Origin of the sequence: Mitsuaria chitosanitabida ATCC BAA-476 = NBRC 102408 (assembly GCF_001598255.1) — a bacterium.
GTDB classification, from domain to species: Bacteria; Pseudomonadota; Gammaproteobacteria; order Burkholderiales; family Burkholderiaceae_C; genus Roseateles; species Roseateles chitosanitabidus.
Genome location: NZ_BCYP01000026.1, coordinates 78,353 through 101,282 on the forward strand (window position 1 = coordinate 78,353; position 22,930 = coordinate 101,282).

Annotated in this window: 26 protein-coding genes; 18 read left to right on the plus strand and 8 right to left on the minus strand. The window is 69.1% G+C overall.

What is annotated here, in order from left to right; all coding sequences use genetic code 11:
* The first annotated feature begins 93 nt into the window (after positions 1 to 93).
* Complete coding sequence (locus MCHT01_RS17015; RefSeq protein ID WP_148661574.1) at positions 94 to 1,404, plus strand: tetratricopeptide repeat protein; 1,311 nt, start codon at positions 94 to 96, stop codon at positions 1,402 to 1,404.
* A gap of 157 nt (positions 1,405 to 1,561) precedes the next feature.
* Here MCHT01_RS17015 and MCHT01_RS17020 read toward each other — a convergent pair whose 3' ends face one another.
* Genes MCHT01_RS17020 through MCHT01_RS17030 form a run of 3 tightly spaced genes read right to left on the minus strand, consistent with a single transcriptional unit; the run spans position 1,562 to position 4,192 of the window.
* Complete coding sequence (locus MCHT01_RS17020) at positions 1,562 to 1,897, minus strand: YkgJ family cysteine cluster protein (RefSeq protein WP_067066689.1); 336 nt, start codon at positions 1,895 to 1,897, stop codon at positions 1,562 to 1,564.
* Complete coding sequence (locus MCHT01_RS17025; protein ID WP_084452862.1) at positions 1,897 to 3,429, minus strand: serine/threonine protein kinase; 1,533 nt, start codon at positions 3,427 to 3,429, stop codon at positions 1,897 to 1,899. Before MCHT01_RS17025 ends, MCHT01_RS17020 begins: the two co-directional genes overlap by 1 nt.
* A 4-nt stretch (positions 3,430 to 3,433) precedes the next feature.
* On the minus strand, positions 3,434 to 4,192 hold the full coding sequence (locus MCHT01_RS17030) for a metallophosphoesterase family protein (RefSeq protein ID WP_067066690.1): 759 nt from the start codon (positions 4,190 to 4,192) through the stop codon (positions 3,434 to 3,436).
* A gap of 302 nt (positions 4,193 to 4,494) precedes the next feature.
* Between MCHT01_RS17030 and MCHT01_RS17035 the strand changes: the two genes are divergently transcribed.
* Positions 4,495 to 5,268, plus strand: a complete 774-nt coding sequence (locus MCHT01_RS17035) for a substrate-binding periplasmic protein (protein WP_169806149.1) — start codon at positions 4,495 to 4,497, stop codon at positions 5,266 to 5,268.
* Positions 5,269 to 5,385: 117 nt separating this feature from the next.
* Here the strand turns inward: MCHT01_RS17035 and argF are convergent, their stop codons facing one another.
* Together argF and MCHT01_RS17045 are read right to left on the minus strand one after the other, a co-directional pair.
* A complete protein-coding gene (gene argF / locus MCHT01_RS17040) occupies positions 5,386 to 6,348 on the minus strand; it encodes an ornithine carbamoyltransferase (protein WP_067066693.1) in 963 nt (320 codons plus the stop codon).
* On the minus strand, positions 6,345 to 7,562 hold the full coding sequence (locus MCHT01_RS17045) for an aspartate aminotransferase family protein (RefSeq protein WP_067066695.1): 1,218 nt from the start codon (positions 7,560 to 7,562) through the stop codon (positions 6,345 to 6,347). Before MCHT01_RS17045 ends, argF begins: the two co-directional genes overlap by 4 nt.
* Before the next feature lie 276 nt (positions 7,563 to 7,838).
* On the opposite strand from MCHT01_RS17045, the gene MCHT01_RS17050 reads away from it, so the two are divergent.
* The 3 genes from MCHT01_RS17050 (at position 7,839) to MCHT01_RS17060 (ending at position 10,310) form a co-directional block, all read left to right on the plus strand.
* The gene (locus tag MCHT01_RS17050) at positions 7,839 to 8,186 is read left to right on the plus strand and encodes a DUF3579 domain-containing protein (protein WP_067066697.1); all 348 of its coding nucleotides are present in this window, start codon (positions 7,839 to 7,841) and stop codon (positions 8,184 to 8,186) included.
* A gap of 256 nt (positions 8,187 to 8,442) precedes the next feature.
* On the plus strand, positions 8,443 to 9,495 hold the full coding sequence (locus MCHT01_RS17055; RefSeq protein WP_067066698.1) for a M14 family zinc carboxypeptidase: 1,053 nt from the start codon (positions 8,443 to 8,445) through the stop codon (positions 9,493 to 9,495).
* Entirely contained in the window at positions 9,495 to 10,310 is an 816-nt protein-coding gene (locus MCHT01_RS17060; protein ID WP_067066700.1) for an alpha/beta fold hydrolase, read from the plus strand. The genes MCHT01_RS17055 and MCHT01_RS17060 overlap by 1 nt, the downstream gene beginning before the upstream one ends.
* Before the next feature lie 69 nt (positions 10,311 to 10,379).
* Here the strand turns inward: MCHT01_RS17060 and rpsT are convergent, their stop codons facing one another.
* Positions 10,380 to 10,676: a 30S ribosomal protein S20 gene (gene rpsT / locus MCHT01_RS17065; protein WP_067066702.1), complete on the minus strand. Its 297-nt coding sequence runs from the start codon at positions 10,674 to 10,676 to the stop codon at positions 10,380 to 10,382.
* Between the two features lie 127 nt (positions 10,677 to 10,803).
* Between rpsT and murJ the strand changes: the two genes are divergently transcribed.
* The 9 genes from murJ (at position 10,804) to MCHT01_RS17110 (ending at position 19,099) form a co-directional block, all read left to right on the plus strand.
* Positions 10,804 to 12,378 (plus strand): murein biosynthesis integral membrane protein MurJ, encoded by a 1,575-nt coding sequence (gene murJ, locus MCHT01_RS17070; RefSeq protein ID WP_067066703.1) that lies wholly within the window; start codon positions 10,804 to 10,806, stop codon positions 12,376 to 12,378.
* A gap of 46 nt (positions 12,379 to 12,424) precedes the next feature.
* Positions 12,425 to 13,198 (plus strand): SirB1 family protein, encoded by a 774-nt coding sequence (locus MCHT01_RS17075; protein ID WP_067066705.1) that lies wholly within the window; start codon positions 12,425 to 12,427, stop codon positions 13,196 to 13,198.
* A 67-nt stretch (positions 13,199 to 13,265) separates the two neighbouring features.
* Positions 13,266 to 13,937 carry an HdaA/DnaA family protein gene (locus MCHT01_RS17080; protein WP_067066706.1) on the plus strand — a complete coding sequence of 224 codons (672 nt, stop codon included), beginning with the start codon at positions 13,266 to 13,268 and terminating at the stop codon, positions 13,935 to 13,937.
* Between the two features lie 108 nt (positions 13,938 to 14,045).
* Positions 14,046 to 14,714, plus strand: a complete 669-nt coding sequence (locus MCHT01_RS17085; RefSeq protein ID WP_067066708.1) for a histidinol-phosphatase — start codon at positions 14,046 to 14,048, stop codon at positions 14,712 to 14,714.
* A complete protein-coding gene (pcnB, locus tag MCHT01_RS17090) occupies positions 14,711 to 16,336 on the plus strand; it encodes a polynucleotide adenylyltransferase PcnB (RefSeq protein WP_067066709.1) in 1,626 nt (541 codons plus the stop codon). Before MCHT01_RS17085 ends, pcnB begins: the two co-directional genes overlap by 4 nt.
* Complete coding sequence (gene folK, locus MCHT01_RS17095; protein WP_067066711.1) at positions 16,333 to 16,839, plus strand: 2-amino-4-hydroxy-6-hydroxymethyldihydropteridine diphosphokinase; 507 nt, start codon at positions 16,333 to 16,335, stop codon at positions 16,837 to 16,839. The genes pcnB and folK overlap by 4 nt, the downstream gene beginning before the upstream one ends.
* 52 nt (positions 16,840 to 16,891) lie before the next feature.
* A complete protein-coding gene (locus MCHT01_RS17100) occupies positions 16,892 to 17,245 on the plus strand; it encodes a DMT family protein (RefSeq protein ID WP_148661575.1) in 354 nt (117 codons plus the stop codon).
* Between the two features lie 164 nt (positions 17,246 to 17,409).
* Entirely contained in the window at positions 17,410 to 18,057 is a 648-nt protein-coding gene (locus MCHT01_RS17105; protein ID WP_067066714.1) for a DUF47 domain-containing protein, read from the plus strand.
* Positions 18,058 to 18,088: 31 nt separating this feature from the next.
* Positions 18,089 to 19,099, plus strand: a complete 1,011-nt coding sequence (locus tag MCHT01_RS17110) for an inorganic phosphate transporter (RefSeq protein ID WP_067066716.1) — start codon at positions 18,089 to 18,091, stop codon at positions 19,097 to 19,099.
* A gap of 108 nt (positions 19,100 to 19,207) precedes the next feature.
* On the opposite strand, the gene MCHT01_RS17115 is transcribed toward MCHT01_RS17110, so the two are convergent.
* Together MCHT01_RS17115 and MCHT01_RS17120 are read right to left on the minus strand one after the other, a co-directional pair.
* Positions 19,208 to 19,678 carry a TM2 domain-containing protein gene (locus tag MCHT01_RS17115; protein ID WP_067066718.1) on the minus strand — a complete coding sequence of 157 codons (471 nt, stop codon included), beginning with the start codon at positions 19,676 to 19,678 and terminating at the stop codon, positions 19,208 to 19,210.
* Positions 19,675 to 20,280 carry a GNAT family N-acetyltransferase gene (locus MCHT01_RS17120; protein WP_067066719.1) on the minus strand — a complete coding sequence of 202 codons (606 nt, stop codon included), beginning with the start codon at positions 20,278 to 20,280 and terminating at the stop codon, positions 19,675 to 19,677. The genes MCHT01_RS17115 and MCHT01_RS17120 overlap by 4 nt, the downstream gene beginning before the upstream one ends.
* A 273-nt stretch (positions 20,281 to 20,553) precedes the next feature.
* On the opposite strand from MCHT01_RS17120, the gene rpsP reads away from it, so the two are divergent.
* The 4 genes from rpsP to rplS all read left to right on the plus strand — a co-directional run bounded on the left by rpsP (position 20,554) and on the right by rplS (position 22,833).
* Positions 20,554 to 20,823, plus strand: a complete 270-nt coding sequence (gene rpsP, locus MCHT01_RS17125; RefSeq protein ID WP_067066721.1) for a 30S ribosomal protein S16 — start codon at positions 20,554 to 20,556, stop codon at positions 20,821 to 20,823.
* A gap of 17 nt (positions 20,824 to 20,840) precedes the next feature.
* Complete coding sequence (rimM, locus tag MCHT01_RS17130; protein WP_067066722.1) at positions 20,841 to 21,434, plus strand: ribosome maturation factor RimM; 594 nt, start codon at positions 20,841 to 20,843, stop codon at positions 21,432 to 21,434.
* A 33-nt stretch (positions 21,435 to 21,467) separates the two neighbouring features.
* Complete coding sequence (gene trmD, locus MCHT01_RS17135; protein WP_067066724.1) at positions 21,468 to 22,268, plus strand: tRNA (guanosine(37)-N1)-methyltransferase TrmD; 801 nt, start codon at positions 21,468 to 21,470, stop codon at positions 22,266 to 22,268.
* Between the two features lie 193 nt (positions 22,269 to 22,461).
* On the plus strand, positions 22,462 to 22,833 hold the full coding sequence (rplS, locus tag MCHT01_RS17140) for a 50S ribosomal protein L19 (RefSeq protein ID WP_067066725.1): 372 nt from the start codon (positions 22,462 to 22,464) through the stop codon (positions 22,831 to 22,833).
* The last annotated feature ends 97 nt before the right edge of the window (positions 22,834 to 22,930 follow it).

Here is a 22,930-nt window from a genome sequence, read left to right on the forward strand (position 1 = left end):
AAGCCGTGTCCGTCGCACGGGCGTGCGCACAGCGCGCGGGAGGGCTAGCATCCTTTCCCAGCGGCCCTGTCAGAGGCCGCATCGGAGATGGTCATGGATGCTTCCCCCCTCGTCGCGTCGGCCAGGACGCTCACCCCGCGGTCCCTTCGGGGACGAGATCCCCGCAGCCTGAGGCGACGGCTGGCGCAGGTCCTGTCGGGAGGTCGCGTCGCGGCGCTGGGGGTGGCGGCGGTCGCCGTGATGGCGCTGAGCGCCTGCTCGACCCCGCCGACCGCGCGCACCGACCAGGTCGTGCTGGTCCATGACGAGCTCTTCGCGCCGACCACCGACCGCATCGATCCCGAGGAGGTGATGGCGATCACGCCCCAGATGCGCGAGTTCATCCACACCAAGGTGCCGCGCCTCTCCGGCCTCGGCGCCTTCGAGCTGCGCGACGCCCGCAACCTGCTGCTGGAGGCGCTCTACACCAAGGGCGACCTGCAGCTGGAGTACGACGCCGAGGAGACCCGCACCGCCGCCGAGGCCTTCGACGCGCGATCGGGCAACTGCCTGTCGCTGGCGATGATGACCGCGGTCTTCGCGCGCGAGATCGGCGTGCCGGTGCTCTTCCGGCAGATCTACGAGGAGGAGCAGTGGAGCCGCGTCGGCGACCTGCAGGTGGTCTCGGGCCACGTCAACATCGCGCTGGGCCGGCGGCCCAACGCCTTCCGCGTCGTCACCGACGAGGAGCCCTCGCTGGTGGTGGACTTCCTGCCCGGCGCCAAGATCCGCGCGCAGCGGGCCATCACGCTGGACGAGCGCACCATCGTCGCGATGTACCTGAACAACCGCGCCGCCGAGCTGATGTCGCAGTCGCAGCTGGACCGCGCCTACTGGTGGGCGCGGGCGGCCTGGCTGCACGACCCGCGGCTGCTGACCTCGCTGAACACGCTGGGCGTGATCTACCGGCGGCACGGCCATCCGGCGCTGGCCGAGACCGCCTTCCGCGGCGTGCTGCAGCGCGAGCCCGCCAACACGCAGGCGATGTCCAACCTCGCCTCGCTGCTGCGCTCGACCGGGCAGCTCGCCGATGCCAAGCAGGTCGAGGACAAGCTGGCGCAGCTCCAGCCCTATCCGCCGTTCAAGTTCTTCGACCTGGGCGTGGCCGAGATGAAGGCCGGTCACTACGCCGCCGCGCGCGACTTCTTCGCCAAGGAGATCTCGCGTTCGGCCTACTACCACGAGTTCCATTTCTGGATGGCGATGGCCAACGTCGGCCTGGGCGACTGGGACGCCGTGCGCAAGGAGCTCGCGATGGCGCAGGAGTACAGCACCACCAACAAGCAGCGGCAGCTCTACACCGCCAAGCTCGACTCGTTGAAGGCCAAGATGCCGCTGCGGGGCAGCAAGAGCTACTCGCCCTGAGCGCTGAACGCGTCTGGCGTTCCTCGCGTGCCTGACGACACGGGCAGCGGGCCGGAGCCGTGTGTGTGGAGCGGTGGCGGCGATCTGGCGATCGCCGGCCTGTGATCGGTGATCGAGGTCTTGCGAGGAAGTGCGCCGATCGTCGAAGGATCGGCCGTCAGAGCGGCGCCAGCCCGTGGCGAGCGCGGGCGCGGTTGCAGGCCTCGTCGCCCAGGCCCAGCGGGGCGCGCATGCCGAACTCGCGACACGGGGAGGGGCGCCACTCGTAGATGCCGCAGCCGGCGCGCTCGCCGATCTGTCCCTGCAGCGCCGCGCAGCGCGGCCGCGCATGGTCGGTGCCGCGCATCCGGCAGGTCGAGTCCGTCACCTCCACCGTCAGGCCGTCGGGCACGCTGCCGCCCTCGCTGAGCAGCTCCTGGCGGGCGAAGTCGACGCGGAAGCTGGCGCAGCAGGCGCCGCAGCGGGTGCAGGGATTGTCTTGGGCGGCAGTCATCAGTTGGAGGCCGAGGGGCTGATCAGCGCATCATCGCCGCCCGGCGCGTCGGGCAGGGCGGGTTCGCGCACCACGGTCACGGTGCAGGCGCACTGCGTCACGACCTGGGCCGACACGCTGCCCAGGTAGCGCCGCAGCGCCGAGCTCGCCCGCGCGCCCATGACGACGTGGTCCACGCCGGTCTTGGCGGCGAACTCGATCAGCGCGTCCGCGGCGTCCGGCGCCTCCAGGACATGGAAGGTCAGCCGGCCGTCCTCCAGCGCGAGCTCGCGCGTCATCGGATGCGCCCAGTTCTTCAGCGCGATCAGCTGCTGCACATGGTGGCTGCGGCCCTGCGCGTCGGTCAGCTCGTCCATGCCGATGCGGTTGGTCTTCATCACACCGACGCAGGCCAGGCGCGCGCCGGGCTCGGTCTGCATCAGGCGGCGCACGACCTCGCGCAGTTCCTCGAGCAGCGCGGGCGTCGCGCCCTGCACGTCGACGGCGGCCATGATCACCGGGCTGCGCGCCACCTGCGCGCCGACCGAGGCGGGCGGCCGCGGTTCCTCGCCCATGGCCAGGAACCAGCGCTTGAAGCGCCGCACCAGGCCGCTGCGCTGCAGCTTGTGGGCGCGCGCGGTCAGCGGCACGGCGTCGGGTCGCTGCAGGTCCAGCGCGAGCTGCGCGGCGCTCTGGTAGCGGCGCTCCGCATGCACCTCCAGGCAGTGCAGCACGATCTCCTGGAACCAGGGCGGCAGCTCGGGCCGGATGGCGCGGGGCGGGATCGGGTCGACGTAGAGCCGGCGCCGCAGCTGCCGTACCGAGGCGGGCTGGCCGAAGGGGCGTTCCCCGGTGGACAGGTGGTAGAGCATCACGCCCAGCGCGAAGAGGTCGCTGCGCGGGTCGTTGCGGATGAACTGCACCTGCTCCGGCGACATGTAGGGGCCGGTGCCCATGGGCAGCGAGAACTCCTCCTCCAGCAGGTCGGGCAGGAAGTCGTGGCGGGAGAGCCCGAAGTCCACGAGCACCACGCCGCCGCCGGGGCGCAGCAGGATGTTGCTGGGCTTGATGTCCAGGTGCACCAGGTGCTGGCGGTGCAGGTCGGTCAGCGCATGCGCGATCTGGATGCCCAGCTCCACGACCTCGACCAGCGGCAGCGGGGCCTGGTCCAGACGCGGGCGCAGGGTGTCGCCCTCGATGCGCTCCATCACGATGTAGGCCTGGCGCCGCCAGTCGCCGCGCGCGACGAAGCGCGGCACATGCGGCCCCTTGAGCGCCGGCATGATCATCTGCTCGACCTCGAAGCCGACGATGCTGGCCGGGTCCTCGCCGCCCTTGATGCGGGGGACCTTCATGATCAGCGGGAAATCCTCGCCGGGCAGGGGCTGCTCGCGGCGCACCTGCCAGAGGTTGGCCATGCCGCCCTGGTGCAGCCGCGCCTCCAGCACGAAGCCGTCCAGCACCTGGCCGGGCTGCAGCGGCGTGGTGACGGGAGTCGGGGACGCCGTTGGGGGCGCGGACGATGGAGAAGGCGGCGGGGACGTGTCGTTCATCGCTTCAGCGGCCGGCGAGCAGCCGCTGCGCGAGGCGCTCGGCCAGATCCGTCGGGAGGCCCGGCGCGGCGCGCAGGCCGGCCGCGGCGGCGTCGACATCGTAGGGAACGCGCTGGAAGGTCAGTTCCTCGCTGTCGTGGTCGAACAGCGCATAGGCGGCGGCCGGGTTGCCGTCGCGCGGCTGGCCGCAGGCGCCGGGGATGACCAGCCACTGGCGATTGGGCAGCAGCGGGATGGGCATGCCGGGCTGGGGCTTGAAGTCGCCCGCCTTGCCGGTGCCCGACAGGTGATAGAGCATGGGCTCGTGCATGTGGCCGCAGAAGGTGTAGCGGCACTCGGTCGCATGCAGGCTGCGCATCGCCTCCAGCCGGCCCTGCACGTAGGCGAAGCCCGAGGGGTCGAAGGCGTTGGCGTGCACGTAGAGGCAATCGTCCTGTTCATCGGACATCGGCAGCGTCGCGAGGAAGCGCAGCTGCTCCGCGTCCAGCCGCGCGCGCGTCCACTCGATGGCGGCCCGCGCGTCCTCGTTCATGCCGGGGCGAGGGCCGTTCGCGACGCCCAGGTCGTGATTGCCGGCGACGACGATGGCGCCCTCCGCGCGGAGCTCGCGGACGCGGTCGACCACCCAGCCCGGGTCGCTGCCGTAGCCGACGTAGTCGCCCAGCAGCGCGTAGTGCCGGGCGCCCTGCTGCCGGGCGTGCTCGAGGACGGCCTCGAACGCCTGACGGTTGGCATGCAGGTCGGAGATCAATGCGGTTTTCATGTGCCGGCAAGCATGCCACGGGCGGCTGACGCGTCGCTGATCCGCGCTGCGGGGGAACCCTCGATCCTCCCCCGCATGGGCGGGGAGTGACCTCCAGATGGGCGGGGAGAGGGGAATCATGAGGAACGGCACCCCGGGTGTTTGCTAATCTGGCCGTCTGACGTGGGACGCCGACGGCGCCCGGCACGGGAGACAACAAGATGCATCGATCGGGATCGGGACGACACGAGGCGCCTGGGGGACGCGGCGGGAGGTCGCGGGGTGGGCGGCGGCCGCTCTTTCTGGGGCTCGTGCTGGCCCTGATGGGGTCCCCCGCCTGGGCGGATTGCACGCGGGCGATGCGGGTGCCGGTGGCGCCCATCGGGCTGAGCGTGATCTCCTCGGGCGGCGAGGTCGCGGGCGTGTACCCCGACGTGCTGAACAAGGTCAGCGCGGAGACGGGCTGCCGCTTCGAATTCGTGGTCGTGCCGCGGGCGCGGCTGGAGGCGATGTTCAACAGCGGCGGCGCCGACCTGCTGGTGCCGGCGACACGCACCTCGGCCCGCGACGCGCGGGGCGACTTCATTCCCATGGTGCGGGTGCGTCCGATGCTGATCTCGCTGGCGTCGGACCGGGCGCCGCTGGAGAGCCTGGCGGACCTGGCCGAGCGCCGCGAGCTGCGCGTCGCGGTGGTCCGGGGCTTCGACTACGGCGAGTCCTACCAGCGCCTGCTGCAGACGCTGCGCGATCAGAAGCGGTTGGTGCTGGAGGCGGACACGCTGTCGGTGGCGCGCGCGCTGGAGCGCAGCCTCGCCGACGTGACGGTGATGGCGCCGTCCATCTTCACGGGGACGCTGCAGCAGGACTCCAAGGCCAAGGGCCTGCTGGAACGCCTGCGCTTCGAATCGATGGCGGAGCTGGGCTGGAGCGACAGCGGCGTCTACCTGTCACGCCACCTGTCTCCGAAGGACCGGGAGGTCCTCACCGACGCGCTGGAGCGCAACGTGCGCTCGGGCGCCGTGTGGAAGACGGTGCAGAAGCACTACCCGGCCGGGACCTACGAAGAGGGCATGAAGCCGCTGGTCACGCTGAAGTAGCGAGGCCGGCGCGGTCCCGGTGGTGCGCGTTCCGAAGATCCGCGGGCCCATGAAGAAGGCCCGCGCGAGGCGGGCCTGGAGCTGGTCGCGGGGCACGGCCCCGCGAGGGCGGGGCGGTCAGCCGATGCGGCCCAGCAGCAGGTACTCCATCAGCGCCTTCTGCACGTGCATGCGGTTCTCGGCCTCGTCCCAGACCACCGACTGCGGGCCGTCGATGACCTCGGCCGCGACTTCCTCGCCGCGGTGCGCCGGCAGGCAGTGCATGAACAGCGCATCCGGCTTGGCCACGGCCATCATGTCCGCATCGACGCACCAGTCCGCGAACGCGGCGCGGCGCGCCTCGTTCTCGGCCTCGTAGCCCATGCTGGTCCACACGTCCGTCGTCACCAGGTCCGCGTCGCGGCAGGCTTCCTTCGGATCGGCGAAGACCTTGTAGCAGGCGGTGTTCTTGATGCCCGCCACGGCCGGGTCGATCTCGTAGCCGCTGGGCGTGCTCACGTGCACCGTGAAGCCCAGGATCTCCGCCGCCTGCAGCCAGGTGTTGGCCATGTTGTTGCCGTCACCGACCCAGGCCACCACGCGACCCTTCAGGCAGTCCATGTCGATCGCGCCGCGTCGGTCCATGCCGCGCTGCTCGATGAAGGTGAACAGGTCCGCCAGGATCTGGCACGGGTGGTACTCGTTGGTCAGGCCGTTGATCACCGGGACCCGCGAGTGCGCCGCGAAGCGCTCCAGCTTGGTCTGCTCGTAGGTGCGGATCATCACGATGTCGACCATGCGGCTGATCACGCGGGCGCTGTCCTCGATGGGCTCGGCGCGGCCCAGCTGGCTGTCGCCGGTGGTCAGGTGCACCACCGAGCCGCCCATCTGGTACATGCCCGCCTCGAAGCTCACTCGCGTGCGCGTGGAGGCCTTCTCGAAGATCATCGCCAGCGTGCGGTCCTGCAGCGGCTGGTACTTCTCGTAGTTCTTGAAGCGACGCTTGATGGTCGAGGCGCGTTCGAAGAGATGGGCGTACTCCTCGGCGCGCAGGTCCTTGAACTGCAGATAGTGGCGCATCAGGCTGTCTCCCGGCTTCATGGCGCGGGCGCGGCCAGGAAGGCCTTGATCAGCGGCAGCAGGCGCGCGGCGATCTCCGCGGCCTCGGCGCTGCTGACGATCAGCGCGGGCAGCAGGCGCACCACGGAGTCCGCCGTCACGCTGATCAGCAGGCCGGCTTCCGCCGCCTGGCCCAGCAGCACGCCGCAGGGGCGGTCCAGCTGGATGCCGATCATCAGGCCGTAGCCGCGCACCTCGACGAAACCGGGCACGCCGGCCAGGCCTTGCTCCAGCGCCGCCTTCAGCTCCGCGCCGACCTTCGTGGCGTTGGCCAGCAGGCCGTCGTCCTCCATGACCGACAGCGTCTCGACGCCGGCGCGCATGGCCAGCGGATTGCCGCCGAAGGTCGTGCCGTGGTTGCCGGCGCCCAGCACCTTGGCCGCGCGCGGACCGCAGACCACGGCGCCGATGGGCACGCCCGAGCCCAGGCCCTTGGCCAGCGGCATCACGTCGGGGACGATGCCGGCCCACTGATGCGCGAACCACTTGCCGGTCCGGCCGATGCCGCACTGGACCTCGTCCAGCATCAGCAGCAGGTCGTGCTGGTCGCACAGGCGGCGCAGTGACTTCAGGAAGTCCATGTGCGCCGGGTTGATGCCGCCTTCGCCCTGGATGGTCTCCAGGAAGATCGCGGTGATGTTGGGGTTCTGCGCGATGGCCTGCTCGATCGCGGCCACGTCGTTCAGCGGAACGCGGACGAAGCCCGGCACCAGCGGACCGAAGCCGGCCTGCACCTTGGGATTGCCGGTGGCCGACAGCGTGGCGATCGAACGTCCGTGGAAGGCCTTCTCGAACACGATCACGGCGGGGTTGTCGTTGCCGCGGTCATGACCGAACTTGCGCGCGATCTTGAGCGCCGCCTCGTTCGCTTCCAGGCCGGAGTTGCAGAAGAAGGCGTTGGTCAGGCCGGAGAGCTCGCAGAGCTTGGCCGCCAGCGTCTCCTGCAGCGGGACGTGGTAGTAGTTGCTGGTGTGGATCAGCTTGCCCACCTGGTCCCGCAGCGCCGCGACCAGCCGGGGGTGGTTGTGCCCCAGCGTGTTGACGGCGATCCCCGACAGCGCGTCCAGGTATCGTCGGCCGGCCGTGTCCCACACCGTGAGGCCTTCGCCGTGCGACAGCGCGAAGGGGAGGCGACCATAGGTCTGCATCACATGGGGATCGGTCGGGGCGGCGAACGAGGAGTCCGGGGCGTTCATCAAGTCTCCAGAGTCGAGGAGGGGGTGGGGGAAATGCGGCGCGGGCCGCGTCGGAAAACTCCAGTCGGCGAACGGCGTGCCTCACTGGGGTGGGCGCCTGGTCGACATGAGCGGACGATTCTACGGGTCGACCCCGGAACGTGAGGAGATTCCTCCTGGACAGGGTCGCCAGCCACGCTTACCAGCGGGCGAGGAGAAGCCCGCGTGTGCTGCGGCGCAACACATCCGAGGCACAATAGCGGTTTTGCCGGGACGCGTGAGATCGCCGATTTGCCAATGACTGAGCAGCCCAAGCCGCGAGAAGTGTTCATCCAGGGGATCACCACGGATGGCCGCACCTTCCGCCCGAGCGACTGGGCCGAACGTCTGGCAGGGGCCATGTCCTGTTTCCGCCCCGGCGGCACCCGCAGCGGCCGCGACGCCTACCTGGGCTACAGCCCCTACTGCGTCCCGCGTGTGGTCAACGGCGTCAAGTGCGTCATCGTCAACGAGGCGCTGAAGTCCGTCGAACCCATGGCCTGGGACTTCGTCATGAACTTCGCCCGGGACAACAAGCTCACCGTCGTCGACGCCTGCCTGCTGCCCGAGGGCGGCACCGGCCCCAAGCCCGGTCCGGCCGTCTGAGCGCCCCGGCGCTCGACTGACTCGGCGCTCCCCGCGCCATCCGCGCTCCCCGCGCCATCCGCGCTCCCCGCGCCATCCGCGCCATCCGCGCCATCCGCGCCATCCGCGCCATCCGCGCTGCCCACCCATCGACGCCCCCTCGCCCGCTTGCGGGAGAGGGTCGGGGTGAGGGTCTGGCCCGAACGGGCCATCGCCGTCGCGCACGTCCACGTCTAGCCTTGCGGGTTCGCTCCGTCATCCTGGCAAGGCCAAGGACATGGCCGTCTTCACCGCTGACGCGGCACCCGTCGTCGCGCCCGCCCTGCCGGAACTGCAGGAACTCTGGCGCCTGATCGATCAGGGCGGCGCGATGGTCCGCGCGCGCGAACTGGCCCGTGTGAGCGTGGCGGGCGGCGAGCTGCCGGTGGTCGCGGTGACGATGGGCAACCCCGATCCCGCCGTGCCGGGCCTGGGCTTCATCGGCGGTGTGCATGGCCTGGAACGTATCGGCGCGCAGGTGGTGCTGGCCTACCTCGGCAGCCTGGTGCGGCGCCTGCGTTGGGATCTGAGCCTGCATCAGCAGCTCGAGTCGCTGCGGCTCGTCTTCCTGCCGGTGGTGAATCCGGGCGGCGTGCTGACAGGATCGCGCGCGAATCCGCAGGGCGTTGACCTGATGCGCAACGCGCCGCAGGACGCGGAGCATCCGGTGCCCTTTCTTGTCGGCGGCCAGCGCCTATCGCGCCGCCTGCCGTGGTATCGCGGCGCGATCGGCGCGCCGATGCAGCCGGAAAGCGATGCGCTCTGCCGTCTGGTGCGCGAGGAGCTGCTCGGGCGTCCGGTCGCGATGACGATCGACTGCCATTCCGGCTTCGGTCTGCACGATCGCATCTGGTTCCCCTATGCCCGCAGCCGCCGGCCGATGCGGCACCTGGCCGAGGTCCATGCGCTGTGCGAGGTCCTCGACCAGGGCTTGTCGCCGCATCCCTACATCATGGAGCCGCAGAGCCGGCATTACCTGACCCATGGGGACCTGTGGGACCACCTGTACGACGAGTCCATCACCCTCGATCGTGGGGTCTTCCTGCCGATGACGCTCGAAATGGGGTCATGGCTGTGGGTGAAGAAAAATCCGCGCCAGCTACTCTCCCGGCACGGGATGTTCAACCCGTTGATCGAACATCGCCAGCGGCGCGTGTTGCGTCGTCACATGGCCTGGCTGGACTTCATGACGCGCGCCGCGCAGGGCGCGTCCCGATGGATGCCGGGGCCGGAGTCGCGGCTGGATCATGGCGAGCAGGCGCTCATCAGGTGGTACCGCAGGAGGGATTGATGGAGGGGCAGGGTAGTCAGACCTGGGTGTTGCTGCGCGGACTGACGCGCGAGAGTGCCCATTGGGGCGACTTCCCCGCGCGGCTGCTGCGGGCGCTGCGCATTCAGCAGCCGCAGGCGCAGCTCGAGCTGCTGGACCTGCCGGGCAACGGCGACAAGCATCGCCAGAGCAGTCCGACGCATGTCGAGGACATGATGGAGGATTGCCGCGCCGAGCTCCGGCGCCGCGGCGTGCCGCCGCCGTACCAGTTGCTGGCGATGTCGCTGGGCGCGATGGTCGCGAGCGAGTGGGCGGCCCAGTATCCGGAGGAATTGACCGCCATCGTGCTGATCAATACCAGCCTGCGGCCGTTCAGCGCGTTCTTCCGCCGCCTGCGGCCATCGAATTACTGGTCGCTGCTGATGCTCAGCCTGACGCGCCTGAGCCTGCGCCAGCGCGAGGCCAAGGTGCTGTCGATGACGACTCGGCTGCAGCAGCAGCCGGATCGGGTGATCGAGGATTGGGTCTCCATCCAGCGCCGGCATCCGGTGCGCAAGCGCAATGCGCTGCGTCAGCTGCTGGCGGCCGCCCGCTACCGGGCCAGCGTCGCCAAGCCGGAGCCGCCGATGCTGCTGCTGTGCAGCCAGGGAGATGCGTTGGTGGATTGGCGCTGCTCGCAGGCCATCAGCCGCGCCTGGGGGGCGCCGCTGCGGCTGCATGCCCGGGCCGGGCATGATCTGCCGTTGGACGACGGGGAGTGGGTCGCGCGCAATGTCGCCGACTGGCTCCACGTGCGCGAAGTCGTCGGCCAGGTCACCGCTCCGATGCCGCTCTGAGAGCGAAGGGCTGAAATGAAAAAGCCCGCCTGAGGCGGGCCTTTTCTTGCACCAGAGCTGGTTTGGTTGTCAGGCGGCCAGCGCCTTGATCTTGGCGGACAGGCGGCTCTTGTGACGAGCAGCCTTGTTCTTGTGGAAGATGCCCTTGTCGGCGACGGAGTCGATGACTGGCTGGGCGGTCTTGAACAGGTCGGCGGCCTTGGCCTTGTCACCCGTGACGATCGCCTTTTGCACGTTCTTGATGACCGTGCGGAACTTCGAACGCAGTGCCGAGTTGGCGGCGTTCAGCTTGACGTCTTGACGTGCGCGCTTGCGGCCCGAGGCCAGACGCACGGTTTTCTTCTTGGCTTTGGAAGAGCTTGCCATTGTGTTCTGAATCCAGTTGGTGCAAAGACGGCGAGTATAGCAGGCGCGCGGCGAATATCCAAGTTGAGCGATTTCGGGGCTCCATAATGCGCGACCGCCCCCGGCCCGCCCACAAGAATTTCCCCGCATGAATCTGCTGCGTACCGCCTCCGTCGTTTCGGTGTTCACGCTGTTGTCCCGCATCACGGGGCTGGTCCGGGAGCAGATGATCGCCGGCCTGTTCGGCGCCAGCGGGATGACCGACGCCTACAACGTGGCGTTCCGCATTCCCAACATGTTGCGGCGGCTGTTCGCGGAGGGCGCGTTCTCCCAGGCCTTCGTGCCCTCGCTGGCGGCCGCCCGGGCCCGCGACGGCGACGAGGCCACCCGCCACCTGATCGACGCCGTGGCGACCGTGCTGCTGTGGGCGCTGCTGGCGACCTGCGTGCTTGGCGTGATCGGCGCGCCGGTGCTGGTGTGGATGCTGGGCGCCGGGCTGGCGGCCGACACCCATGGCGCCGCCGTGGTGATGACCCGCTGGATGTTCCCGTACATCGGCTTCATGTCGCTGGTGGCGCTGTCGGCCGGCATCCTCAATACCTGGAAGCGCTTCATCGTGCCCGCGGTGACCCCGGTGCTCCTGAACGTCGCCTCGATCGCCGCCGGCTACGGCCTGGTGCCGGTGCTGGCGCGTCTGGGTTACGAGCCCATCTACTCGCTGGCCATCGGCGTCATGATCGGCGGCATCCTGCAACTGGCCGTGCAGGTGCCGGCGCTGCTGAAGATCGGCCTGATGCCGCGCTTCTCGATGAGTTTCTCCGGCCTGCGCCGCGCCTGCGCGGACGAGGGGGTGCGGCAGGTGCTGCGCAAGATGGGTCCGGCGCTGCTGGGCGTGGGCGTGGCTCAGCTGTCGCTGCTGATCAACACGCAGATCGCGATCTCGGTGGGCGAGGGTGCCGCCTCCTGGCTGACCTATGCGGACCGGTTGATGGAGTTCCCGATCGCGCTGCTGGGCGTGGCGTTGGGCGTGGTCCTGACCCCGCAGCTGGCGGCCAGCACGGCTCATGGCGACGCCGCGAAGTACTCGGGCCTGCTCGACTGGGGCTTGCGCCTGACCCTGCTGCTGGCGTTGCCCTGCGCCGTGGCGCTGCTGGTCTTCGCCGATCCGCTGGTGGCGGTGCTCTATCAGCGGGGCGCCTTCAAGCCCGAGGACGTGGCCCACACCGCCCACGCGGTCATGGGCTACGGCCTGGGCCTGATGGGGCTGGTGTCGATCAAGGTGCTGGCGCCCGGCTTCTACGCGCGCCAGGACATGCGCACCCCGGTGCGCATCGCGGTGGGCGTGCTGATCCTGACGCAGCTCTTCAATGCCTTCTTCGTCTTCGGTCTGAAGGTCGGCGTGGCCGGGCTCTCGCTGTCGATCGGCCTGGGCGCGATGGTCAACGCCTTCCTGCTGCTGCGCGGTCTGCGCAAGCTGGGCAGCTACACGCCCGAGGCCGGCTGGTCGCTGTTCCTGCTGCGCATCGTGATCGCCAGCGCCGCCATGGGCGCGCTGCAGTGGTGGCTGGCGGGCTACTTCCCCTGGACGGCCGGCAAGGGCTTTCACTTCGAACTCGAGCGCGCGGGCTGGATGGCGCTGAGTCTCGGCGGCTCGGCGCTGCTCTATTTCGCGGTGCTGCTGCTGCTGGGGGTGAAGCTGCGCCAGTTCGCCCGACGCGGGTGAGGGCGGTCGCATCGGGGGTGGGCATCGCGGGCGTAGACTCGGGCGCATGACTTCGCCCCTGCAGTGGTCGGTGCCGACGGCACTGGACTATTTCTCGACGTTGGTCGCCGACGACGACACGCTGAACCTGGCCGAGGCCGCCACCGCGCTCGCGTTGGACGACGTGCCCCGCCTGGACGTGCAGCAGGTGATGGCGGAACTGGACCGGATGGGCGAGCGCCTGCGCCAGCGGCTTCCCGCCGACGCCCCGCCCAGCCATCGGCTGCGCATGCTCAACCAGTACTTCCACGGCGAACTCGGCTTCGCCGGCAACGTCAACGACTACTACGCCGTCGGCAACAGCTACCTGCACCAGGTGCTGGCCACGCGCCGCGGCATCCCGATCACGCTGGCCATCATCTACATGGAGCTGGCCTCGCACGTCGGCCTGCGGGTCAAGGGCGTGAGCTTCCCGGGTCACTTTCTGATGAAGCTGCGCTTGCCGCAGGGCGAAGTCGTGCTGGATCCCTTCAGCGGGCGCTCGCTGGGGCGCGGGGAGCTGGACGAGTTCCTCAGCCCCTGGCGCGACCGGGCGGGCCTGGCGCCGGACGAGCCCATGCCGCTGGACACCTTCCTGGGGACGGCCTCCTCGCGGCAGATCCTGGCGCGCATGTTGCGCAACCTCAAGCAGATCCATCTCGAAGCCCAGGACCTGCCGCGGCTGCTGGCCGTGCAACGCAAGCTGGTGGCCCTGCTGCCCGACGACCGGGTCGAGCGGGTGGAGCTGGACCAGTGGCTCCAGCAGATCAGAGACGGAGAAGGTCCCGCGACGCTTCATTGACCGATTTCGGGGCGACTAGAATCTCGCGTCTCCGAGGGGCCTCGTTCCCCATCCAAGGCTTGGTCGTTTGAAGCAAATTCCCCTGTCGCTCGGGCCCGAGCCCGACTTCACCTTTGACACGCTCCTCACCGGCGCCAACGTCGCGGCCCTGACGCACATCATCGGGCTGGGCGCGGGCTCGCCGCCGGTGTTCCTGTGGGGCGCGCCCGGCACTGGCAAGACGCATGTGCTGCGGGCGCTCGCCCAGCACTGGCAGGCCGCCGGCGCGCAGGTCGGCTGGTACGACGCCGACACCCCGCTCCCCTGGGAGTTGCCCACCCACCCCAGCCTGCTGCTGCTGGACGACTGCCAGCGCTTCGACGCCGGCCAGCAGCACGCCGCCTTCGCGCTGTTCGTCGAGGCCGCCACGCTGGGCCTGGCGGTGGTCTCCACCGGCACCGCGCCGCCCGTCGACCTGGCCCTGCGCGAGGACCTGCGCACCCGGCTCGGCTGGGGACCGACCTTCGCGCTGCAGCCGCTCTCCGAGTTCGAGGTCCGCGCCGTGCTGCGCCGCGAGGCCGACCGCCGCGGCATCGCCCTGAGCGACGACGTGATGGACTATCTGCTCACCCGCTACGAGCGCGACCTCAAACACCTGATGAAGCTGCTGGATGGCCTGGACGAGTTCGCCCTGGCCAGCAAGCGCGCCGTCACCGTGCCGCTGCTGCGGCAGATGCTGGCCGACCAGGTCACCGCCTGAACCGCGCCGCCCGACCATGCCCTCGACGTCCCGACCCCCTCGCGCTTCGCGCGCCGTGACGTCGCCCAAGCCCCCTTCCTTCTTCCAGACTCTTCAAGGACTCGCGACGTGGACCTGACCCTGTTCGACCTCGACGGCACGCTGATCCCGCAGGACTCCGACCACGCCTTCGGCGCCTACATGGTCGAGATCGGCTGGGCGGATGCCGGCGTCTGGTCCGCCCGCAACGACGAGTTCTACGCCCAGTACCAGCGTGGCGACCTCAACCTGGACGAATATGTCGAGTTCGCCACCTCGGTGTGGCGCGCTAAGCCCCCGGCCGAGGCCGAGGCGGCCCGGGCCACCTTCATGGAGCGCATCGTCGGACCCATGTTGCGCGACAATGCGCGCGCGCTGGTGCGCCGCCATGTGGAGGCGGGCGACCTGGTGGCGGTGGTGACGGCGACCAACGAATTCGTCACCGAACCCATCGCCAAGGCCTTCGGTATCGATCACCTGATCGCCGTGCAACTGGAGAAGGACGACGCGGGCCGCTACACCGGCCGCGTGCGCGGCGTCCCTTCGTTCCAGGCCGGCAAGATCGTGCGGGTGCGGGACTGGCTGGCCGGGCAGGGCCGGCGCTGGGAGGATTTCGAGCGCGTGCATTTCTACAGCGACTCGATGAACGACCTGCCGCTGCTGGAGCAGGTCAGCCACCCCGTCGCGACCAATCCGACGGCGGCGCTGGAAACGCTGGCGCGCGATCGCGGCTGGCCGATTTTGAAGCTCTTCGAATGATTAAGAAACTGATCAACAAGCTGTTGGGCAAGCCGGACGGGGCCATCGCCACGCCGCTGGGCAAGCGCGTCGAGGTCTCCGTCGAGGAGCACCGGATCGATCCGGAGTTGCTCGACGAACGTGGCGTCAAGGTCGTCAAGGGGCTGACCGATGCCGGCTTCGAGGCCTACATCGTGGGCGGCGCCGTGCGCGACCTGCTGCTGAGCCGTCGCCCCAAGGACTTCGACGTGGCCACCGACGCCACGCCCGAGCAGGTCAAGAACCAGTTCCGGCGTGCCTTCATCATCGGCCGACGCTTCCGCATCGTGCACGTGGTCTACGGCCGCGGCCGGGAGCATGAAGTCATCGAGGTCTCGACCTTCCGGGCGCTGCTCAAGGAGGACGACGCCGAGCAGGTGCAGGGCAACGAGAAGACGTCCAAGGGGGCGCTGGAAGGCAAGTCCCACGTGGTCGACGCCTCGGGCCGCGTGCTGCGCGACAACGTCTGGGGTCCGCAGATCGAGGACGCGGCGCGCCGCGACTTCACCGTCAACGCGATGTACTACGACCCGCAGAAGCAGATGGTCGTGGACTACCACGGCGGTCTGGCCGACGCGCGCAAGAAGGTGCTGCGCATGATCGGCGACCCGGAGACCCGCTACCGCGAGGATCCGGTCCGCATCCTGCGCGCGGTGCGTTTCGCCGCCAAGCTGGGCTTCACCATCGAGCCCAAGACCCGCGCCCCGATCGCCGCGATGGCGCCGCTGCTGGCCAACGTGCCGCTGTCGCGCATGTTCGACGAGATGATCAAGCTGCTGCAGACCGGTCACTCGCTGGCGAGCATCGACGAGCTGCGCAAGCAGGGCCTGGCGCGCGGCGTCTTCCCCATCCTGGACGCGGTCCTGGACAAGGAAGGCAAGCTCCCGGAGAACGTGCATGGCAAGTTCGTCCGACTGGCGCTGGAGGACACCGACCGCCGCGTGGCCGAAGGCCGCTCGGTGGCGCCCAGTTTCATGCTGGCCAGCATGCTGTGGGGCGAGGTCCAGCAACGCTGGAAGCGCCTGATGGACGGCGGCGAGGGGCCGGTGCCCGCGCTGCAGCAGGCCATCGACCTGGTCTTCGACGCCCGCGTGGGCGACATCTCGGGCCGCGGCAAGCTGGCCGCCGACATGCGCGAGATCTGGATGATGCAGCCGCGCTTCGAGCGCCGCACCGGCAGCGGCCCGCACCGCCTGATCGAGCAGCCGCGCTATCGCGCCGGCTTCGACTTCCTGGCGCTGCGCGCCGAGGCGGGCGAGATCGATCCGGCGCTGGCCGACTGGTGGGAGGACTTCGCGCTGGGCAGCGAGGACGACCGCCGCGCGCTGCTCGACCAGGCGCGCGAGACGCAGCGTCAGGGCGGCCCGCGCAGCAAGCCCAAGGCCGGTGGCGGCCGCGTGCACTCGGTGCCGCGTGGCGCCGTCAGCACGCAGGTGGCCGGGGAGTCGGCCGCCGCGATCCCGTTCGAGTCCGACTCGGGCGAGGCCGGCGACGCGGACGGGGAGGGCGCGCCCAGCCCCGCCAAGAAGCGCCGTCGCCGTCGCAAGCCCAAGGCGGCGGGCGGCGCCGGAGCGCCCGCGGAAGGCGCCGGCGGCGACGCATGATCACGGCCTACGTCGGCCTGGGCGCCAACCTCGGCGACCTGCGGCGCACGCTGGAGACGGCCCTGGCCGATCTCGCCGACGTGAGGGGTGTCCAGATCGATGGGGTGTCCTCGGCCTGGCGCAGCGCGCCGGTCGACAGCGACGGCCCCGACTACCTGAACGCGGTCGCCCGCGTGCGCACGGACCTGCCGCCGCTGACGCTGCTCGCGGCCCTGCAGGCCATCGAGGCGCGCCACGGCCGCGAACGCCCCTATCGGAACGCGCCTCGCACGCTCGACCTGGATCTGCTGCTCTACGGTGACCAGACCGTGGATCTGGACCGGCTGGTGGTGCCGCATCCGCGCCTGCACCTGCGCGCCTTCGTGCTGCGGCCCCTGCTGGAGCTGAACCCCGCGCTGGACGCGCCAGACCTGGGCGCGCTGGCCGATTTCCTTCCCGCCACGGCCGACCAGGTGCTGCAGCGCGACGCGCAGCCGCTGCGCCTGCCACATCCGGACGCCTGATCCGGGAACGCTGCTTGCTGGCGCCCGACCGCTTCACTCAACGGAGATGCCCATGTTCGGAACCGCCGCCGGTTGGCAGACGGTCGGATTGCTGACGCTGTCCAACGTGTTCATGACCTTCGCGTGGTACGGCCACCTGAAGGAGCTGAGCGCGCGCCCCTGGTACGTCGCCGCGATGATCAGCTGGGGCATTGCGCTGTTCGAGTACCTGCTGCAGGTGCCGGCCAATCGCATCGGCTACCAGGGTGGCTTCACGCTGGCGCAGCTCAAGATCACGCAGGAGGTGATCACGCTGGCGGTGTTCGTGCCGTTCTCGATGCTGTTCATGAACCAGCCTTTCCGCACCGACTTCATCTGGGCGGGGCTGTGCCTGCTGGGCGCGGTGTACTTCATCTTCCGGGGTTGATTCCCGGATCGACGTGGCTTCGGCGCGACGGCCGCTCCCGCGGCTGTGCGCACGTCCGGCTCCCTGGGCTTCATGCGGGCCGGTACACTCCCGGGTTTTCCGTGACGCGGAAATGAACTATTTGTGACGATCCGCCGAGGATCGCACGGCCCGTGGAGCCATTCATGTTTTTCGGCAAGCTACTGCCCCGCGAGGGCAATTTTTTTGAACTGTTCAACGAGCACGGCGCGCAGATCGTCGAGGGCGCGCGCGCCTTCATGCTCATGATCCAGAACTACAACGACCTGACGCTGCGCGAGAAGTACGCCGCCGAGGTCGACCGCGCCGAGCATCACGCCGATCGCATCACCGCCGAGGTGAACCGGCTGCTGCACCGCACCTTCATCACGCCGATCGACCGTGAGCAGATCCACGGCCTGATCAACGCGATGGACGACATCCTGGACCTGCTGCAGGACTCGTCCGAGACCATGCAGCTGTACGACGTGCGCTCGATCCCGGAAGAGGTCCTGCGACTGGGCGACCTGTCGGCCAAGTGCTGCGAGCGCGTGAAGCACGCCGTGTCGCTGCTGCCCAAGCTGAGCGAGGCCCAGACCGCCGAGGCGGCGATCAAGGCCTGCGAGGAGATCGACAAGCTCGAGTCCGACGCCGACCGCGTGATGCGCGCCGCCATGTCCAAGCTGTTCCGCGAGCAGGAGGACGTGCGCGAGCTGATCAAGCTCAAGGCCATCTACGAGCAACTGGAGTCCATCTCCGACCGCTGCGAGGACGTCGCCAACCTGATCGAGGGCATCGTCCTCGAGAACTCCTGATCCCCGCGATCGGACGATAGGAGCTTCTCCCATGGGAACGATGCAGGTGGCCTTCTGGGTCGTGGCCATGCTCGTGGTGCTGGCCGTGCTGTTCGACTTCATGAACGGCTTCCACGACGCGGCCAACTCGATCGCGACGGTCGTCTCGACCGGCGTGCTCAAGCCGCAGCAGGCGGTGCTGTTCGCGGCCTTCTTCAACGTGATCGCGGTGCTGTTCTTCGAGCTGAAGGTGGCGGCCACGATCGGCAAGGGATCCATCGATCCAGGCATCGTCGATCACCACGTGATCTTCGGCGCGCTGATCGGCGCGATCGCCTGGAACGTGATCACCTGGTTCTACGGCATCCCGTCGAGCTCCTCGCACGCGCTGATCGGCGGGCTGGTGGGCGCGGCGATCGCCAAGGCGGGCACCAAGGGCCTGATCATGAGCGGCATCGGCAAGACCGTGCTGTTCATCTTCGTCTCGCCGCTGCTGGGCTTCCTGCTGGGCTCGCTGCTGATGGTCGCGGTGGCCTGGTTGTTCCGTCGCAGCTCGCCGCTGCGCGTGGACAACTGGTTCCGACGCCTGCAACTGGTCTCGGCCGGCCTGTACAGCCTGGGCCACGGGGGCAATGACGCGCAGAAGACCATCGGTCTGATCTGGATGCTGCTGATCGCCTCGGGCTATGCCTCGGCGGACTCGCATTCGCCGCCCGCCTGGGTGATCGGCCTGTGCTACCTCGCGATCGGCCTGGGCACGATGTTCGGCGGCTGGCGCATCGTCCGCACGATGGGTCAGAAGATCACCAAGCTCAAGCCCGTCGGCGGCTTCTGCGCGGAAACCGGCGGCGCGATCACGCTGTTCCTGGCCACCGCGCTGGGCGTCCCCGTCTCGACGACCCACACCATCACCGGCGCCATCGTCGGCGTGGGCTCGACGCAGCGCGCCTCCTCGGTGCGCTGGGGCGTGGCCGGCAACATCGTCTGGGCCTGGATCTTCACGATCCCCGCCTCGGCCTTCATCGGTGGCCTGTTCTACTGGATCAGCTTCACGCTGTTCTGAGCCGGGGTCGCGGGGCTCGGGCCCCGACGGCAGATGGACGAAAGCCCGGCATTGCCGGGCTTTCTTCTTGGCGGGTGAAGGTTCGCCAGGGAGGCGTTCTGGATGCGCCTACTGGCTGATCTCGCGGGCGGCCTCGACCTGCGATTCGAAGTAGCGCTGCGCCGAGAACGCGATCGTCGCCATCAGGCAGGCGCCGCCCACCATCAGGCAGGCGATGGCGCCGAGGATGGGGCCCCAGCCGGACTTGCGCAGCTCGCCGTGGTTGTGGCGCTCGGCCCAGCGCTCGTCGGAGGTCAGGCCGGTGACGATGCCGGCGAGCATGCTCTGCGCCAGCATCAGTCCCAGGAGCGGGATCAACCACCAGGCGGTGACGTCGTCCTGCCCCAGCGTGTCCATGCGGTGCACGCCGTACAGGCCCAGCAGGGTCGGCACGGGGTGAAGCCACCCGAGGCGGTCGCCCAGGCCGTACAGATAGAAGCGATGCACCCCCAGGCTGCCGAGCGCGAAGCTCAGCCAGGTGGCGACGGTCTTCGACTTGATCTCGGCGCGCATCGCGGCGCTGGGGGTGGCGGTGCTCATGCGGCGGGAGTCGTGCTGGTGGCGACGGCCGGTGCGCTCGTCGCGGTGGCCGCGCCGGTGGGCGAGCTGCTGTCGCCTTGGCCCAGCTGGCGCTGCATCAGCACCACGTCCAGCCACTTCCCGAACTTCCAGCCGGCCGACTTCATCAGGCCGGTCTGCTCGAAGCCCAGCGTGCGGTGGACGCCGATGGAGCCCAGGTTCTGGGAGTCCCCGATCACCGCGACCATCTGGCGCGCGCCGGCGGCCTCGCAGCGGGCGATCAGCTCGGCCAGCAGCAGGCGGCCGACGCCCTGGCCCTGGGCCGTCGGGGCCAGGTAGACCGAGTCCTCGACGAAGTAGCGGTAGGCCAGGCGGGGGCGGAAATAGTTGGCGTAGGCGAAGCCCAGGACCTGCCCGTCGCGCTCGGCGACCAGGTAGGGGAGGCTGCGGCTCAGGACCTCGGTGCGGCGGCGCGCCATCTCGGCGCGGTCGGGGACGTCGGTCTCGAAGGTGCCGGTCCCGTGGAGCACCGCGTGCTCGTAGATCTGCTGGATGGTGGCGATGTCACCCTCCAGGCTGGGGCGGATCACGAGGGGCGCGGAACTGCTGGAAGTTGTCGTCATTGCGGGAGGAAGACAAAGCGTCAGGAGCGAGTTTATAATGGCCGGTTTTGGCGCTGGCCCTTGGGTGTGGTCACCAGGCCTCGGGACTCCTTGACAGGAGCCGCTCGGGGTGATGAGTGAACCGGGGGCGTATCTACGGTGCCTGCATGCGATCACGGATGGGGAACAGTTGCGCGACACACGCGTCCCTCGTCCGGTCGGTCGTCATATTGTCTGCTTGCCCCTGTGTGTCTCCCTGGTGCGGTGGAACGCTGAAAACCTGAAGGATAGATCATGGTCGTGATTCGACTCTCCCGCGGTGGCTCCAAGAAGCGTCCGTTCTACAACCTGGTCGTGAGCGACAGCCGCAACCGCCGTGACGGCCGCTTCATCGAGCGCGTCGGCTTCTACAACCCGGTCGCTTCCGGCAACGCCGAAAGCCTGCGCGTCTCGCAAGACCGCATCGCCTACTGGGTGGGCGTCGGCGCCCAGCTGTCGCCGGCCGTCGCCCGTCTGGTCGACGTCGCCAAGAAGGCTGCCGCCGCTCCGGCCGCCGCCGCCTGATCTCCGGGACACCGTAGATGAAGGCAGCGCCCGACGTGATCGAGACCTCTGGAGCTTTTCCGGAGGACGCCATCGAAGTCGGGCGCGTGCTTGACGCCTGGGGCATCAAGGGCTGGATGAAGATCCTGTCTCATTCGGCCGATGCCCAGGCGCTCTTCGCTTCCCGCCGCTGGTTCCTGAAACCGAGCGAGAAAGCGCTGCCGGGCAAACCGCACATCGTGCCGCCCGTGCTCAAGATTCTGGCTGTCCGCGATCACGCGGACGGCATCGTCGCCCAGGCCGAGGGCCTGTCCGACCGCAATGGCGCCGAGGCCCTGAAGGGCGCGCGCATCTTCGTCTCGCGCAGCGTCTTCCCCGAGACGGACGACGACGAGTACTACTGGATCGACCTGATCGGCATGGCCGTCATCAACAAGGATGGTCAGACGCTGGGCGAGGTCGTCGACCTGATCGACACCGGTCCGCACTGCGTGCTGCGCATCACGCCGGCCGGCAAGGTCGCTCCGGTGAAGCCGGATGAAGAGATCCTGATCCCGTTCGTCAACGCCTTCGTCGGCCAGGTCGACAAGGCCGCGAAGACGATCGCGGTCGATTGGGACCTCGACTACTGATCCGCATCCGCGGTCTCCTTCGAGACTCGCCCCATGCGCTTCGACGTCCTCACGCTATTCCCTGAACTCTTCGACCCCTTCCTGCGGGTCGGTGTGACGCGTCGCGCGTACGAGAGCAAGCAGGTCGACGTGCGGCTGTGGCAGTTGCGCGACTACGCCGAGGACAACTACCGCCGCGTCGACGACCGTCCCTTCGGTGGCGGTCCCGGCATGGTGATGCTGGCGGCCCCCCTGGAGCGCGCCATCGCCGCGGTCAGGGCCGATCGCGCGACGACGCATCCCGGCGCTCCGGCCGTCATCCACTTCAGCCCGACCGGTCGCAAGCTCGACCAGGCGCTGGTGCGCGAACTGGCGCAAGGCGAGGGGGCCGTGCTGCTGTGCGGCCGCTACGAAGGCATCGACCAGCGCGTGCTGGATCGTCACGTGACGATGGAGATCAGCCTCGGCGACTTCGTGCTCTCGGGCGGTGAACTGCCCGCGATCGCGATGCTGGACGCGCTGACCCGTCTGCAGGAAGGCGTGCTGAACGATGCCGCCTCGCATGAGCAGGACAGCTTCTCCGACGGGCTGCTCGACTGCCCGCACTTCAGCCGCCCCGAGGTGCTGGAGACGCCCGAGGGTCCGCTGCCGGTGCCGCCGGTGTTGCTCTCCGGCCATCACGCCGAGATCGCGCGCTGGCGCCGGGAGCGCTCGCTGGCGCTGACGCAGGGCCGCCGGCCCGAGCTCATCGAGGCCGCGCGTCGCGAGGGCAAGCTCAGCAAGAAGGACGAGAAGTTCCTGTCCGAGCTGGCCGCGCAGGCCCGCGCGACGGGTCGTCAGACGCCCAAAGTTTGACGATCGGTCATCCACGTCTATAATCGCGGGTTTTTCCGATCCTCTACCGGGCTGATGGGGCAAGGGCGGCGCAGGACTGTGGTCCAAGGTGCTGTTGGTTGAATCCCCACGCGGGCGGTGCCGCTGAAGTTCTTCATGGCATTCGCACTGGAATCATCCTGATTCGCGCCGGCATGATCACCAGGAGATCCTCGTGAATCTGATCCAGACCCTCGAGCAAGAAGAAATTGCTCGCCTGAACAAGACCATCCCCGTGTTCGCCCCTGGCGACACCGTGATCGTCAACGTGAACGTCGTCGAAGGCACCCGCAAGCGCGTGCAGGCCTACGAAGGCGTGGTCATCGCCCGCCGCAACCGCGGTCTGAACTCCAACTTCATCGTCCGCAAGATCTCGAGCGGCGAAGGCGTGGAGCGCACGTTCCAGCTGTACAGCCCGCTGATCGCCTCGATCGAAGTCAAGCGCCGCGGCGACGTCCGTCGCGCCAAGCTGTACTACCTGCGTCAGCGTTCGGGCAAGTCGGCACGTATCAAGGAAAAGCTGGCCACCAAGACGGTCGCCGCCTGATCCTCGACGCAAGTCGCCCTCAAAGCCGCTCCAAGGCCCTGCCCGGAGCGGCTTTGTCGTTTCTGGCGTCCAATCGGGACTTCGCGCCCGCAGGCGC